The organism is Streptomyces sp. RLA012, assembly GCF_056270325.1.
In genome coordinates this window covers 9,380,560-9,396,344 of sequence record NZ_JBWDPA010000002.1, presented here as the reverse complement: position 1 = coordinate 9,396,344, position 15,785 = coordinate 9,380,560, and the positions used below count along the sequence as shown (strand labels likewise).

Here is a 15,785-nt window from a genome sequence, read left to right as displayed (position 1 = left end):
TACGCACGTGACGACGACCCCCGTCCCCCCGTCCCCCCTCTCCCCCAGCCTGATCGCCACGCTCCCCGGGCACTACTACACCGACCCGGAGATCTTCCGGCAGGAGCAGGAATCCCTGTTCGAGTCGATGTGGTTCTGTGCCGTCCGCTCCGCGGATCTCGCCGGGCCCGGCGCCTTCCGCACCGTCCAGGTGGGCCGGGAGAGCGTCCTGATCACCCGCTCGCGCACAGGTGAGCTGCGTGCCTTCCTTAACATCTGCCGTCACCGCGGGGCCCGGCTGTGCACCGAGGAGTCCGGCGAGGTCCGGCGCAATCTGCAGTGCCCGTATCACGCCTGGACCTACGACCTCGACGGCAAGCTGGTCGCCGCGCCGAACCTGATCAAGATGCCGGACGTCGACCGCGTCGAGTACGGCCTGGTCAAGGTCGCGCTGCGCGAGTGGCTCGGCTATGCCTGGGTGTGCCTGGCCGACGAGCCGCCCTCCTTCGAGGAGACGGTGCTGGGCGCGGCCGTGGAGCGGCTGGGCGACGCGGCCGCCATCGAGCACTACGGCACCGAGGAGCTGGCGCTGGGCAAGCGCATCACCTACGACGTGAAGGCGAACTGGAAGCTGATCGTCGAGAACTTCATGGAGTGCTACCACTGCGCGACGATCCACCCCGAGCTCGTCGACGTCCTCCCGGAGTTCGCCGACGGCTATGCCGCCCAGTACTACGTCGGGCACGGCGCCGAGTTCGGCGAGGACATCCAGGGCTTCACCGTCGACGGCAGCGAGGGGTTCGGCCGGCTGCCGGACCTGGCGGACGACCAGGACCGTCGCTACTACGCGATCACCGTGAAGCCGACGGTCTTCGTCAATCTGGTCCCGGACCACGTCATCCTGCACCGCATGTTCCCGCTCGCCGAGGACCGCACGATCGTGGAGTGCGACTGGCTCTACGCACCGGAGGTCGTGGAGTCCGGCGCGGACGTGACCAAGTCGGTCGAGCTCTTCCACCGGGTCAACGAACAGGATTTTGAGGCCTGTGAACGTACGCAGCCCGCCATGACCTCGCGGGCGTACCGGAAGGGTGGTGTCCTGGTGCCCACCGAGCACCACATCGGGATCTTCCACGCGTGGCTGATCCAGCAGCTGGGAGGTCACGGTGCCTGAGGCACACGACCGACTGGGAGGCCTCCGTGCCTGACCTGTTCATTGACGGTACATGGCGGGGCGCTCTCGACGAGCGCACCCGCGAGATCCGCTGCCCGGCGGACGGCTCCCTGGTCGGCGTCGTCGACGAGGCGGGCGGCAAGGACACCGTCGAGGCGATCGCCGCCGCGCGCCGCGCCTTCGACGAGGGCCCCTGGCCCACGACACCGGCCGCGGACCGCGGTGACCTGCTGCTGCGCGTCGCCGACCTCCTCCTGCGGGACAAGGACGCGCTCGCCCGCGCCGAGTCGCTCGACACGGGCAAGCGGCTCGTCGAGAGCGAGTACGACATCGACGACATCGCCAACTGCTTCCGCTACTTCGGGCGGGCGGCCGCCGCCGAGACGGGCCGGGTGGTCGAGACCGGTACGGCGAGCGTCGACAGCCGTGTCGTCTACGAGCCCGTCGGGGTGTGCGCGCTGATCACCCCCTGGAACTATCCGCTCCTGCAGACGGCCTGGAAGGTCGCCCCGGCGCTCGCCGCGGGCAACACCTTCGTCCTCAAACCGAGCGAGCTGACCCCGCACTCGGCGATCCATCTGATGCGGCTGCTGGAGGAGGCGGAGCTGCCGGCCGGAGTGGCCAACCTCGTCCTCGGCGCGGGCCCCGAAGCGGGGGCCCCGCTCGCCGATCATCCGGACGTCGACCTGGTCTCCTTCACCGGCGGGCTCCAGACCGGGCGGCGGCTGATGGCCGCCGCGGCCGGGACGGTGAAGAAGGTCGCCCTGGAGCTCGGCGGCAAGAATCCCAACATCGTCTTCGCCGACGCCGACTTCGAGACGGCGGTCGACATGGCGCTGACCGCCGTATTCCTGCACTCCGGGCAGGTCTGCTCGGCCGGGGCTCGGCTGCTGGTCGAGGACTCGCTGCACGACCGGTTCGTCGACGAGGCCGTCCGGCGGGCTTCGCGGATCCGGCTCGGGGGCCCGTTCGACGAGCGGGCACAGAGCGGGCCGCTGGTCTCGGCGGCGCATCGCGCCAAGGTCGAGGCCTATGTCGCCAAGGGTCTGGAGGACGGTGCGGTGCTGCGATGCGGTGGCGCGCGCCCGTCCGGCCCCGAGTTCGAGGCGGGCTTCTACTATCTGCCGACCGTGCTGGACGAGTGCTCCTCCGACATGTCCGTGGTGCAGGACGAGTCCTTCGGGCCGGTGCTGACCGTGGAGCGCTTCAGCGGCGAGGCGGAGGCCTTGCGGCTCGCCAACGACACGATCTACGGGCTCGCGGGCGCCGTCTTCACCACCGACGAGGCCAAGGCCCAGCGCGTGGCGGCCCGGCTGCGGCTCGGCACGGTGTGGATCAACGATTACCACCCCTACGTCCCCCAGGCCGAATGGGGCGGTTTCAAGCAGTCCGGCTTCGGGCGCGAGCTGGGACCCTCCGGCCTTGCCGAGTACCGCGAGGCGAAGCACATCTGGCGCAACACCGACCCGTCCCCACAGGGGTGGTTCGCGTAACCCCCTGATGATCCCCCGGTGACGTCCGGATGATCTGATCCCCTGACTCCCCCCACCCCACCCGCACGAGCCGCGCCCCTCTCCCCCGATCCAGGAGGCCGCTCATGACCACCCGTCCACCCGCGACCGAGCAGAACGACGACGCCGAACTCTCCGAGTTCGGCTACAAGCCCGAACTCAAGCGCACCCTCGGCAACTTCCACACCTTCGCCGCCGGCATCAGCTACATCTCCATCCTCACCGGCACCTTCCAGCTCTTCTACTTCGGCTACGGCAGTGGTGGTCCGGCCTACTGGTGGTCGTGGCCCATGGTGTTCATCGGCCAGTTCATGGTCGCGCTCTGCTTCGCCGAGCTGGCCGCCCGCTATCCCGTGGCCGGCTCCGTCTACAACTGGTCGAAGAAGGTGGGCAATCCGCACATAGGCTGGCTCGCGGGCTGGATGATGCTGCTCGCGTCGATCGTGTCGATCTCGGCCGTGGCACTCGCCTATCAGTTGACGCTTCCCCAGATCTCCTCCACCTTCCAGTTCGTGGGCGACGGCACGGGCAAGTACGACGTCGCCACCAACGCCGTACTGCTGGCGGCCGTCCTCATCTTCTTCACCACCCTGATCAACGCGTTCGGTGTGAAGCTGATGGCCACCATCAACACCGCGGGCGTCTTCATCGAGCTCATCGCCACCGTCGTACTGATCATCCTGTTCGCGGTGCACATCACCCGCGGCCCCCAGGTCGTCATGGACACCCAGGGCACCGGGAACGGACAGTCGTTCGGCTACCTCGGCGCGTTCCTGGTGGCCTCGCTGGCCTCCGCGTATGTGATGTACGGATTCGACACCGCCTCGTCGCTCGGCGAGGAGTGCCTCGACCCGTCGCGCAACGCGCCGCGCGCCATCATCCGCGCGATCGTCGCCTCGTTCGTCCTGGGCGGGCTCGTGCTGCTGCTCGCGCTGATGAGCGTCTCCAGCCTGAAGGGCGACAAGCTCTCCACGGACGGTCTGCAGTACATCGTCCTCGACGTGCTCGGTCCGACGGCCGGCAAGGCCATGCTGTGGTGTGTGCTGATCGCGGTCACGGTGTGCGCCCTGGCCGTGCACACGGCGGCGATCCGGCTGGCCTTCGCGATGGCCCGGGACAACAACCTGCCCGCCTCCTCGAAGCTGGCCAAGGTCAACCCGCGCTTCCAGACCCCGGTGCTGCCGACCGTGATCATCGGCGTCCTCGCACTGGCGATCCTGGTGGTCAACATCCGTCAGCCGCAGATCTTCACGGTGGTCACCAGCATCGGCATCATCATGATCTACCTGGCGTATCTGCTGGTCACCGGCCCGATGCTGGTGGCGAGGCTGCGTGGCACATGGCAGCCGGCGGGTGACGGCAAGTTCTCGCTCGGCCGCTGGGGACTGCTCGTCAACATCGTCGCCGTGCTGTGGGGCGCGGCCATGACGGTCAACCTCATCTGGCCGCGCTCCGCGGTCTACAACGCGAGCGCCCCGTACCACTGGTATCTGCGCTGGGGCGCCGTCCTGTTCGTGGGCATCGTCGCGGGCGGCGGCTTCGCCTACTACTGGTTCGTGCAGCGGCACCGGACCGGGGTGCTCGCCGAGCACCAGCTCACGGCCTCGGCCGCGCCGACTGCCGTCGCGACTCCCCTGACCGACTGAAGGACACCGTCACACGACCGACTGAAGAGCAACTCAAGGAGGTCAACTCCCCATGAATGCCGATGAGTTCGACTATGTCGTGGTCGGCGGCGGCACCGCGGGCAACGTGGTCGCGGCCCGGCTCTCGCAGGACCCGTCCGTCACCGTGTGCGTCCTGGAGGCGGGCCCCAGCGATGTCGGCGACGAGGACATCCTCAAGCTGGAGCGCTGGATGGGGCTGCTGGAATCCGGCTACGACTGGGACTACCCGGTCGAGCCGCAGGCCAGCGGCAACAGCTTTATGCGGCACGCCCGCGCCAAGGTGCTCGGCGGCTGCTCCTCGCACAACTCCTGTATCGCCTTCTGGGCACCCGCGGAGGACCTGGACGACTGGGCCGCCGCGGGCTGTACGGGGTGGAGCTCGGCCGAACTCTTCCCACTCTACCAGCGGTTGGAGTCGAACGACGCTCCCGGCGACCACCACGGCCGCACCGGCCCGGTGAAACTGCGCACGCTGAAGGGCGAGGACCCGTGCGGCACCGCCCTGTTGGAGGCGTGCGCGCAGGCGGGCACCCGACCACCGCGTTCAACACCGGCAGCACCGTGGTCCGTGGCGCCAACTGGTTCCAGATCAACTCCGACGAGAACAACATCCGTCAGTCCTCGTCGGTCGCGTATCTGCATCCGGTCATGGGCAAGCGCCCGAACCTGGAGGTGCGCACCGGGGTGCGGGCCAAGAAGCTGGTGCTCGACGGCCGCCGCTGCGTGGGCGCGGAGTATCTGGACCCGGACCTGATCCACACCCGGACGGTACGCGCCCGCCGCGAGGTGATCGTGTCCTGCGGGTCCATCGACACGCCCAAGCTGCTGATGCTGTCCGGCATCGGGCCCGCCGCGCATCTGCGCGAGGTGGGGGTCGAGGTGGTGGTGGACTCGGCGGGCGTAGGCGAGAACCTCCAGGACCACCCCGAGGGCGTCATCATGTGGGAGGCCGAGCAGCCCATGACCACCACGTCCAGCCAGTGGTGGGAGGCGGGCATCTTCTACGACACCGAACCGGGCCTGGACCGGCCCGACCTGATGTACCACTACGGCTCGGTGCCGTTCGACATGAACACGGCGCGGCACGGGTTCCCCACCTCCGAGAACGCGTTCTGCCTCACGCCGAACGTCACACGCGCGAAGTCACGCGGCACGGTACGGCTGCGCACCCGGGACTACCGGGACAAGCCGATGGTCGATCCGCGTTACTTCACGCACGAGCACGACGTGCGTGTGATGACGTACGGACTGAAGCTGGCGCGGAAGATCGCGTCGCAGCCCGCGCTGAGCGGCTGGGCGGGCGCCGAGCTGGCCCCCGGTCCGGACGTCCGGACCGACGACGAGTTGCTCGACTACATCCACAAGACCCACAACACCGTCTACCACCCGTCCTGCACCGTGAAGATGGGCGCGGACGACGACACCTCGGCCCCGCTCGACGCGCGGCTGCGGGTCAAGGGGGTCGAGGGGCTGCGGGTCGCGGACGGTTCGGTGATGCCGGATCTGATCTCCGTCAACCCCTGCATCACGACGATGATGATCGGCGAGAAGTGTGCGGACCTTTTGAAGGAGGACCGCTAGGCCCCTTGAGGTGCAGGCCTCTTGAACATCCGCGTCGCCGTGATCTCCGTGTGCACGGCTTCCCCGGCGGGAGCCTCACGCGGGAGCCCCGGCCGGAGGTGTTCCTCGACGCTGATGTACTTCAGCCCGGCCCGCAGGTCGGCGTCGTTGCGCAGCCTGATGACGAGGGGGAACTCGGCGAGCGCGGTCGTGTCGAACAGGCCGGTGGTGTACAGGAGCTGGACGCCCAGCGCGTCCGAGACGGCCCTCTGCAACTCCAGCAGATACGTCGCGTTCGCACGCCCGATGGGGTTGTCGAGGAAGAGCGTGCCGGCGTGCCGCTGCTTGTCGCGGCCCCGGTCGTTGCTGCGCAGCGCGGCCATCGTGCAGTACAGCGCGATGGCCGCGGTGAGCAGCTGGCCACCGGAGAACACGTCGCCCATCTGCCCGACGGGGACCCGCTCGGCGCGCAGCACCGCGTCCGGCTTGAGGATCTCGACGGCGACACCCTTGGGCTGCAGTGCCGCGCCGACTCCGCGCAGCAGCAACGACATCCCGTCGCGTCGCATGTCGGAGTTCTTCTTGACCGCCGCGCGGGTGGCCTCGTCGACGACCTCGCCGAGCCGCTCGGTGAGCGTGGCCTGGTCGGGCTCCTCGAAGCGGATCCGCAGGAACTCCTGCCCGGACCACTCGCCGAGCCCCTCCGGCAGCCGGGACAGCCGCTGCGCCGACCGCAGGGTGGCGAGCGACGACTCCACCAGCCCACGCAGGCGGTCCACGATCGAGTCCCGGTTGCGTTCGAGCTGCGCCAGCTCGTCCGTCAGCACCCGCAGTCGGGGGGCGAAGGCGTCCGCCCACTTCTGGGCGTGCTCGGGCAGCGCGGACGCGGGCAGCTCACGGATCTGCTGCCGGGCGGGGGTGCGCACCTGCTCGTACCGGGTGGCGTTGGCATGCCGTACGAGGATGTCGCTCGCCTCGCGCACGGAGCCCTCGGCGGCGGAGAGCTCGGCGGCGCAGCCGCGCAGGGAGCGGCGGGTCTCGGCGGCGGCGTGCCGTGCCTCTTCGAGGGTGCCGGGGTAGGGCTCGGGCTCCTCCTGCTCCTCGTCGGAGTGCTCCCGCAGCAGGTCCCTGAGCAGGGCGGCGGTCTCGTCGAAGCCACCGGCCGCGTCCTCGGCGGCGCGGTGGGCGTCGAGCATTTCGGCGTGCGCCTCGCGGGCCTGCCCGAGCGCTTCGGTGCGGGAGGCGAGTTCGCCGGTGGCCGTGCGCAGCAGCGACTGCGCGTGCTCGGCGTCGCGCGGGATCAGCTCCTGCGACAGCTCGGTGTGGGCCTCGCCGTCCTCGGGCGCGTGCCGCTCGGCCTCGCCGCGCAGCCGTCCGAGCTGCTCGCTCGCGGTCGACATCCGGGTCTCCAGGAGCTGCACCAGTTCTTCGGCGCGGGCGGCCGCGGCCTGCCGGGACGGGCCGTCGGAGCCGTCGGGCGCCTGAAGGAGCTGTGCGGCGCGGGTGCGCACCTTGTTGCTGAGCCGGTCCAGCTCGGCGAGGGCCGCGCTCTCGTCGCCCTCGGCCCGCGCCTGCTCGGCGCGGAGGTCGGCGCCGACGCCGACCTTCTCGTACAGCTGTGACGCGGCCCGGTAGGCCTCGCGCAGGGCGGGCAGCGAGGGCCTGGCCGCGTCCGGCTGGTCCTCCGGTACGTCGTCGGGGGCGCCGGCGATCTCGGCGCGCTCGGCGCGCAGGGCGCGGGCCGTGCGGCGGGCGTCGTCGGCGGCGCGCTGGGTGGCGCGGCGGTCCTCGTCGGCGGCGCGGGCGCGCTCCAGGCAGACCTGGGCGCGGGCCTCCGACTCGGTGGCCTCGTCGGCGAGTTCGCGCAGCTTGACCTGCCAGCCGGCCCGTTCACGCAGTCGGAAGGCGAGTCCGGCGAGCGCGTCGGCGGCGCGTCGGGCGCGCTGGGCGGCGTCCTGACGTTCGTCCCGGACGAGCGCCGCCTCGGCAGCGGCCTCGTCGGCCTCGGCCCGCACGGTGCGTGCCTCGGCGAGCTCGGCCTCGGCCTCCTCGGCGAACGCACGGGCGTCCCGGGCCGCCGCGGCCAGCTCGACGAGCCGACCGGCGGGGCAGCCGGTGCGCCAGGACGCGAGCCGCGCGGCGAGCTCCCGGTCCTTGCCGAGCCGGGCCGCGAGGGTGCGGATCTCCTCGTCCCGCTCGGTCGCGCGGGTGCGCAGGGCCTGTCGTTCCTCGTCGGCGGCGTGCTCGTCGTGCATGGCCGGGTTCGGGGGGACGAGGAACACGCCGCTGTCGCCCGTGTCGGGGGCCGGGGTGGGGGCGAGCAGCGCGGCGGCCGTACCGACGGCGACGGTGGAGCGCGGCAGCAGCGCCGCTTCGCTGAGCACCTCACGGGCCCGGGCGTGGGTGTCGGGGTCGGTGATGATCACGCCGTCGACGAGCTCGGGCCGGGCGGCCAGTACGCGCGCGTGGTCGACGGGGTCGACGGCCTGGGCGAGGTAGCGCCAGCCGGGCAGCGCGGGGATGCCGTGCTCGCCGAGGTATTCGACGGTGGCGAGCACGTCCGGGCCGGGCGGCAGCAGTCCGCCGTCACCGAGGGCGCCGAGGATCCGGGCGTCGTCGGCCGCCGCGGTCCGCAGCTCGAAGAGCTGGCGCTCGGCGGAGGCGACGCCGCCGTCGAGCAGCTCGCGCAGTTCGTCGGCGTACTGGTCCAACTCCTCGGGGGTGAGGGTGCCTTCGGTGGCGGCCCAGGTGTCGCCGTCCTTGCCGTGACCGCCGGCGGCGGCCTGCCGCGCCGGGCGGGGGCCTCCCCGTCCGTCCTTGTCGGCTCCCCGGCCGGAGGCGTCCGCCGCGGTCCGGGGCACCGGCACCCCGGCGCGCCCCGTGCCACCGGCACCCGTCCCACCGGCACCCGGCAGGCCGAGCAGTTCCGTGAGCCGTTCCTCCCCGGCCAGCGCCTCCGCCGTACGCCGCTCACCGTCGTACGCACGCTCGGCCGCCGTCGCCGCGTCCGCCGCGCGGGCGGCCGTGAGCTCGGCGCGGGACTCGGCGGACGCCGCTTCCCGGGCGTGCTCCGAAGCCCGCCGCGAAGCCTCCCGGGCGGTGTCCCAGACCGCGACGGCCGTCTTCTCGGCGTCGCTGGCGGCGAGGGCGGCGCGGGCCGGGTCGGCGTCGGGGGCGCTGTCGTCGAGCCAGCCCGCGCGCACCGCCTCGGCCGTCTCCTGCTCGACCTCGCTCAGGCGCTGGCGCAGATGTCCGATCTCGCTGCGGGCGCGCTGTGCGGCGGTGGCCGCGGCGGTCGAGTCGGCGTGCGCGGTCTCGCCGACCTCCTGGAGTCCTGCGGACCGCTCCTCCTCCTCGTTGGCGAGTGCCTCGGCGCCTTCGGCGGCGCGGTGCAACGCCCGTACGAGGTCGACGGCGGCCTTGGCGCGGGCGGCGAGCGCGGGGGCGGCGTCCCGCTCGGCCTCCAGGATCGCGGCGGCCACGCGCGCGGAGCGGTCGGCGGCGGCGCGGTGCCGCAGCACGAGCTCGGCGGCCTGCCAGGAGGAGTGCAGGGTGCGCGCGTCGGCCAGCTCGCGCTTCTGGGCGGCCGCGGACTTCTCGGCCCCGGCGAGCGCCAGCGAGGCGTGCCGGTAGGCGATTTCGGCGGCGATGAGGGAGCCGCGCTCACGGGCGCCCTCGGCGTGGGTGACGGCGTACGCGGCGGCGGTCACGCGCTGTGCGAGCTCACCGGCGCGGACGCGCTCCCGTACGGCCCGGGCGGACAGCCGCCGGGCCAGCGTGCGGGTGCGGCGCTCGGCGCCCGCGTGGATGTCACGCGCGCGGGCCCGTGCCTCGGCGGCCTCGACGATCCGGCCGAGCAGATCCACCGAGCCGGCGGTGAAGTCCCGTTCGGCGATCAGCTCGGCGCGCCGCCCGAGTTTGTTGCCGAAGCCGCCGACCAGGTCGGCGAGCCCGTCGGTGTCCCGGGTGTCGGTGACGGCGCGCAGCAGCAGGTCGGTGAAGTCGGAGTCCTTCTTGACGGCGAAGAGACCGGCGGCCTCGCCCTCGTCGGCGTTCATCTCCCGCTGGTAGCGGAAGAGTTCGGGGTCGAGGCCGAGATCCGTCAGATGCTCGTTCCAGCGGTCGTGGATCTCCTCCCAGTGCACTTCGAGGTGCGGATAGGCCTTGCCGGCCTCGGTGAGGGCGTCCCGGAAGCCCTTCATGGTGCGCCGCCGCCCCTGGGCGCCGGACGCGCCCTCGACGGGCGCCCGGACGGCGGTCGCCTCGGCGACGGGCAGGTTGTCCAGGCTCAGCCCGGGGCCGGGCCGGAAGGAGTACCAGGCTTCGGCGAACTTCCGCGGGTCGTTGGAGACCTGCCGCCCCCGCCACTCGCTCGCCTTGCCGACCACGACGCACTCACCGGTCAGCGTGTGCTGCCACTCCAGCGCGACATGACCGCAGTCGTCGGCGAGCAGGAACTTGCGCAGCACTCCGGAGCTGGCGCCGCCCAGGGTGTTGCGGTGGCCCGGCAGCATCACCGAGAAGATCAGCTTGAGCAGCACCGACTTGCCGCCGCCGTTCTCCAGGAAGAGCACGCCCGCGGGCGCGGGCCGGCGCGGCGGCCCGACGGGCTCCTCCTCGAAGAACTCCGCCTGGGTGGGCGCGGGATCGGGCACGGGCTCGCCGACACCCCGCAGGTCCAGCACGATGTCGGCATAGCGCGCACCGGCAGGCCCGATGGAGTAGAGGCGGACCCGGGACAGCTCGTACATGGCGGCGGACTCTCGTAGTAAGTCTTCGGATACGTGCGGAAGGTCGGGAAGGTCAGGACTGGACTGGACTGGAGAGGAAGGTCGGGACAGGTCGGGCGAGGTCAGGAGTGGAACGGCAGCCCGGCGTCGGCCACCAGTTCCAGGTCGTCGGTGTGCTCGGCGGGCAGCAGCGTCGGGGTGCCGTCGGTCACCGGGACGACGCCCAGTTCGAGGAGCTCGGCCATCGCGGCGCTGCCCGCCATGTCACGCACCTGGAGCTGATAGCGGGCCGTCGTCCGGTACGTCCCTCCGGAGTCGTCCCCGGTCCGCTGCAGGAATCCGGAGTCGGTGAGGAACGCGACGGCCTTGCCGATGATGCCGGTGGTCGAACCGGCCAGTCTTCGCGCGTCCTTGGTGGCGCCGGTGGAGCTGCGTCGCGCCCAGATCCGCCAGGCCGCCTCCAGGCCGGGCGCCTCGGTCGCCGGATCGGTGTTCTCGCCCTGCTCCTCGGCGCGCTCCTCCAGACGACGACAGGCCTGTCGTACGAACGCGTCGACGCCGTTGACCGAGACGCGCCCGATGTATCCGTCGTCCGCGAGGTCCTCCGGGCGCGGGAAGGCCATCGCGGCGACGGCGAGGTGGGCGAGGCCGTGCAGAAAGCGGTCCACGGAGTCGGCCGAGGTGCGACGCGCGTAGTCGCCCATCCGCACGGCGAACACCGAGTCCTCGGCCGCGGTCACCGCCATCCCCGCGCGCGGGGACACCTCCAGGACGACCAGTCCGAGCCCGGCGGCCACAGCGTCGGCGAGCCGTGCGAACGGCGGGTCCTCCCGGTACCGGCGCAGCAGCTCCGCGTACTCCTGGTCCCGCGCCGGCTGCAGTTTGGGCTGCAGCCCGAAGGCGACGAGCCGCGCCGCGTCGGCGGCGTCGGCGGGCGTGACAGGTGCGTTCGCCGGCGCGGCGACGGCATCCGGCTCACTCCACTCGACGTGCTGCTCGGTCACGACTGGGGCTCCTTGTGCAGAGTTACGAGGCCGGGGGCGCCCCTGAACGGGGCGCGGGGCTGTGACATGTGCGGCTCCGCCGCGCGGGCGCGACCAGCCACGGCGGATCCGCAGGTCGCCGACAACCCGCAGCTCCCCGACGCTTCCAACGACATCACTTCCGATCCGCCGCCATCCCCGCCGCGTCCAGCAGGGCCATCCCCACGATGAGATCGGCCCCGCCGAACTCCGGGTCGTCCAGCTCCACCCCGTCGTCCACGGCGAACAGCAGCTTCTCCTCCCCCTGCCGATAGGCGGTACCGACCGGCGGGCTGGCCGCGTGAACGGCCAACAGGGCGACGAGGTAGGGCAGTTCGGGGTCCCGGCGGCGCGCTTCGGCAAGCAGCCCGGACAGCCGTCGCGGCGCGTCCGCCGGCAGATCCAGCAGTTCCATCGCGGAAGCGAGCTGCTCCTCGCTGAACCGGCTGTCGTCCGGAGTGGCGATGAGGTCGGGCTCGGGCATCTCCGCACCGAGGTGCTCCCGCTCCATGGGCGGCGTCAGCAGAAGGTCGACAAGGTCCCCCACCCGGACGGAGACCGGTGTCCGCAGCCCCGTCCCGCGGGCGAAGAACGCGTCCGTCACGCGCCGCGCCCGCGCGACGGGCAGCGGCAGCACGGGGGCGACGAGGTGTCCGTAGAGGTCGATCCCCGAGGTCGTCATGGGCGTGGCGAAGGCCTGCCGGTCCTGCTCGGCGCGGAAGAGGGGACCCGCTTCCAGGAGGCGTGACTGCAGTTGTGTATGCCGTCGGATGCAGTCCTTGACGATGTCGACGAGCTCGGCGGCGCGGCGCTTCTGTTCGGGGTCCTCGGACTCGTCGCGGGCCTTGCGGATGTTGGTGAGGATCGCGTTCTCGTGGCGATAGCGGTCGGCGACGTGGTCGAGCGCCTCGGCGATCATGTCGGGCACGGTCTGGAGCCAGTCGACGGCGCGCACATTGCGGCGGGTCGCGTCGAGCGCCCGGCGGAGCGTCTCGGAGTACTGGACGGTCCGGTAGCGGGCCTGCTCGGCGGCGAGCTGCGCGTCGGCGAGCCGGCCGCGGCTGATCAGCACCTCCAGCTTGACCTCGGCGGCGATCTGCGCGCTGGTGACGTCGGTGTCGAGGGCGCCGACGAGGACGTTGACCGCTTCGTCCGTCGTGCGGAGGTAGACGCTCCCGCCGTACCCGGGCACCTCCTCGATCAGCTTGAAGTCGTAGTCGCGGCGCACATAGGAGCCGTCGGGTGCGAAGGTGCCGTACACGGCCCGGAAACCTCGGTCGACACTGCCGACGTTGATCAGGTTCTCCAGGACCCATCTGGCCACGCGCTCGTGCTCGGCGACGGGTCGCTGCGGGGCCTGGGCGGCGATGCGCGGGATGAGCCGGGCCACTATCTGGTCGTGGTCGGCGCCCGTGTCGAAGTCCATGTTCAGTGTGACGAGGTCGATGGCGGCGAGGGCGACCTCGGCCATCCCGTAGACCGTGTACTCACCCGCGAGATTCGCCTTGCGCACATCGAGGTCGTGCAGCGGCGCGGTGCAGGCGAGCGCGCGCAGCCGCCGCGCCAGGCCCTCGTCGGCGGCCGGGCCCGAAGCGGGGCGCGGCCCCGCGCTGAGCTGGGGCGGAACGCTGTCCGTCGATGCAGGCGAAGTCACGGTGCACAGACTAGGTCCTCGGTCTGACAACGGTCGAAACGACGCAGAAGCGACCGCGGTCACACCGGCCCTCACCTGCGCCGCGAGCCGCGCCCACAGCCCGCGGGGGCCACGCGTACGACAGCGCCGGGGCCCCACCGGAGCCGCGAGGCCGACCGCCGCCGCGGCCCGCGAGAGGCACGCAGGGGCCGTACGTCGCGCCGGTCCCCGCCCGCTCAGTCGGTCCCCTGCGCCCCGTCGGCGACCCGTCGCCCGTACGCCTCCACGACCCCGGTGAGGGAGTCGTCGAGATAGACCGCCAGCAGGTGCTCGGCCTCGTCGCGCTCGCCCGCCCGGAGCGTCTGGAGGATCTCGTGATTGCGCGCGAGGTACGGCTCGTGCAGCCGCTGTGGATCGGCCACCACGTGGAAGGCGAGGCGCAGTTCGGCGAAGACGCTGCGCATCAGCTCGTCGGTGCGGGCGCTCCCGGCGAGCGCCACCAGCTCCCGGTGGAAGTGGATGTTGGCCGTACCCACTCCTTTCCAGTCACCTTCGCCCGCCGCCCGCTGCCCGTCGGCGACGGCCCGGGCGAGGTCGTCCACGGCGTACGGGGGCTCGCCGAGGCCGCGGACCACCGCGCACTCGACGAGGGTGCGGGTGCGGTAGATGTCCTCGACGTCCTCGATGGTCAGCACCCTTACGAAGACCCCGCGGTTGAGCTCGTGCACCAGGAGCCGTTCGTGCGTGAGCAGCCGGAACGCCTCGCGCAGCGTGTTGCGGGAGACGCCGAGCGCCCCGCCGATGCTGTCCTCGGACAGTCGGGTCCCGGGCGGGAAGTACCCCTCGGCGATACGGCTCCTGAGGATGTCCGAGACTCGCTCGGCGGTGCTGGTGCGGCCCAGCAGGGCGCGATCGTCGGCCAGTCCCGTCAGTTCTGCCATGCCCGGAATTCAATCGCAGAAATAAGAACGAAACAACACGGGTATTGAGGGATCGTTCAACGATCCTCTACCTTGTCGGTCAGGCGCCCACCGCTCCACCGCTCGACCGCACAGCCGCCACAGAACAAGGCATGGCACGGCACGGCACGGCACGGCACGGCACGACCGCACGGCACGGCTCAGTCCTCAAGCACCCTCCGTCCCTCACTGCGAGGTGCCCATGAGCACGACCCCCGGCACGACGCCCGGTACGCCCCCTCCCACCCAGGCCCTGACCGCCGGCATCCGGCCCGGCTCGGCCGAACCCACCGTCCAGGAAGGCCCGTTCACCTGGCTGCAGGCGCTCGGTCCGCGCGGCCGCCGGGCCTTCGCCGGCGCGTTCGGCGGCTATGCCCTGGACTCGTACGACTACTTCACGCTGCCGCTGAGCATGGTCGCGCTGGCGGCGTACTTCGGCCTGGACAGCGGCCAGACCGGGCTGTTCACCACAGTCACGCTGGTCGTCTCGGCGGTCGGCGGTGCGATCGCCGGAGTGGTCGCGGACCGGGTCGGACGCGTCAAGGCGCTGATGATCACCGTGGCCACCTACGCGGTGTTCACGGTGGCCTGCGGTTTCGCGCCCAACTACGAGACGCTGTTGGTCTTCCGCGCCCTTCAGGGCCTCGGTTTCGGCGGGGAGTGGGCGGTCGGCGCCATCCTCGTCGCGGAGTACGCGAGCGCCAGGCACCGGGGGCGCACGCTCGGCGCGATCCAGAGTTCCTGGGCCATCGGCTGGGGACTGGCGGTGATCGTCTACACACTGGTCTTCCAGTTCCTCGGCGACGACCTGGCCTGGCGTGTGATGTTCTGGACCGGCGCGCTGCCCGCGCTGCTCGTCGTCTGGGTACGCCGCCGGGTGCAGGACGCCCCGGAAGCCGCCGCGGTGCGCGAGAAAAGCGCCGGGAGAGGCTCGTTCACAGCGATCTTCAAGCCCGCCTCGGCCGACGGCCCCGGCCTGCTGCGCACCACGTTCTTCGCGGTCCTGCTCTCCACCGGTGTCCAGGGCGGCTACTACACGCTGGCGACCTGGGTGCCCACCTACCTGAAGACGGAGCGCGGCCTGTCCGTCGTCGGCACCGGCGGTTACCTCACGTTCCTGATCTCCGGAGCCTTCATCGGCTACCTCACCGGCGGCTATCTCACCGACAGGCTGGGCCGCAAACGGAACATCCTGCTCTTCGCGATCCTCTCGGCGGCCTGCATCCTCACCTACGCCAACATCCCGAGCGGCGCCGACACGCTTCTCCTGGTGCTCGGTTTCCCGCTCGGCTTCTGCATGTCGGCGATCTTCAGCGGCTTCGGCTCGTTCCTCAGCGAGCTGTACCCGTCGGCGGTGCGCGGCACGGGGCAGGGCTTCACGTACAACACGGGGCGGGCCGTGGGTGCCGCCTTCCCGACCACCGTCGGCTTCCTGGCCGACAGCTGGGGTGTGGGCGGCGCCCTGGTCTTCGGTGCGATCGGCTACGCCCTCGCCGCCCTGGCCCTGATCGGGCTCCCCGAGACCCGTGGGAAGGAACTCCTGTGAACCA

Annotated in this window: 8 protein-coding genes and 1 pseudogene; 5 read left to right on the top strand and 4 right to left on the bottom strand. The window is 71.7% G+C overall.

The genetic code is table 11. The features are described from left to right. The first annotated feature begins 7 nt into the window (after window positions 1–7). The 4 genes and pseudogenes from RV986_RS42765 to RV986_RS42750 all read left to right on the top strand — a co-directional run bounded on the left by RV986_RS42765 (window position 8) and on the right by RV986_RS42750 (window position 5,912). Window positions 8–1,153 carry an aromatic ring-hydroxylating oxygenase subunit alpha gene (locus tag RV986_RS42765; protein WP_475922531.1) on the top strand — a complete coding sequence of 382 codons (1,146 nt, stop codon included), beginning with the start codon at window positions 8–10 and terminating at the stop codon, window positions 1,151–1,153. A 26-nt stretch (window positions 1,154–1,179) separates the two neighbouring features. Further along, the gene (locus RV986_RS42760) at window positions 1,180–2,646 is read left to right on the top strand and encodes an aldehyde dehydrogenase family protein (protein ID WP_475922530.1); all 1,467 of its coding nucleotides are present in this window, start codon (window positions 1,180–1,182) and stop codon (window positions 2,644–2,646) included. A 104-nt stretch (window positions 2,647–2,750) separates the two neighbouring features. Further along, the gene (locus tag RV986_RS42755) at window positions 2,751–4,310 is read left to right on the top strand and encodes an APC family permease (protein WP_475922529.1); all 1,560 of its coding nucleotides are present in this window, start codon (window positions 2,751–2,753) and stop codon (window positions 4,308–4,310) included. A 52-nt stretch (window positions 4,311–4,362) separates the two neighbouring features. After that, window positions 4,363–5,912, top strand: a pseudogene (locus RV986_RS42750) (GMC family oxidoreductase). Here RV986_RS42750 and RV986_RS42745 read toward each other — a convergent pair. The 4 genes from RV986_RS42745 to RV986_RS42730 form a co-directional block, all read right to left on the bottom strand. Next, entirely contained in the window at window positions 5,909–10,642 is a 4,734-nt protein-coding gene (locus RV986_RS42745; protein ID WP_475922528.1) for a hypothetical protein, read from the bottom strand. The pseudogene RV986_RS42750 and the gene RV986_RS42745 overlap by 4 nt on opposite strands. Before the next feature lie 101 nt (window positions 10,643–10,743). Then, window positions 10,744–11,625, bottom strand: coding sequence for a hypothetical protein (locus tag RV986_RS42740; RefSeq protein ID WP_475922527.1), 882 nt, complete (start codon window positions 11,623–11,625; stop codon window positions 10,744–10,746). Between the two features lie 154 nt (window positions 11,626–11,779). Then, window positions 11,780–13,297, bottom strand: coding sequence for a hypothetical protein (locus tag RV986_RS42735; RefSeq protein WP_475922526.1), 1,518 nt, complete (start codon window positions 13,295–13,297; stop codon window positions 11,780–11,782). A 215-nt stretch (window positions 13,298–13,512) separates the two neighbouring features. Further along, the gene (locus RV986_RS42730; protein WP_475922525.1) at window positions 13,513–14,217 is read right to left on the bottom strand and encodes a GntR family transcriptional regulator; all 705 of its coding nucleotides are present in this window, start codon (window positions 14,215–14,217) and stop codon (window positions 13,513–13,515) included. Window positions 14,218–14,437: 220 nt separating this feature from the next. On the opposite strand from RV986_RS42730, the gene RV986_RS42725 reads away from it, so the two are divergent. Continuing rightward, complete coding sequence (locus tag RV986_RS42725) at window positions 14,438–15,781, top strand: MFS transporter (protein WP_475922524.1); 1,344 nt, start codon at window positions 14,438–14,440, stop codon at window positions 15,779–15,781. Window positions 15,782–15,785: the final 4 nt, after the last annotated feature.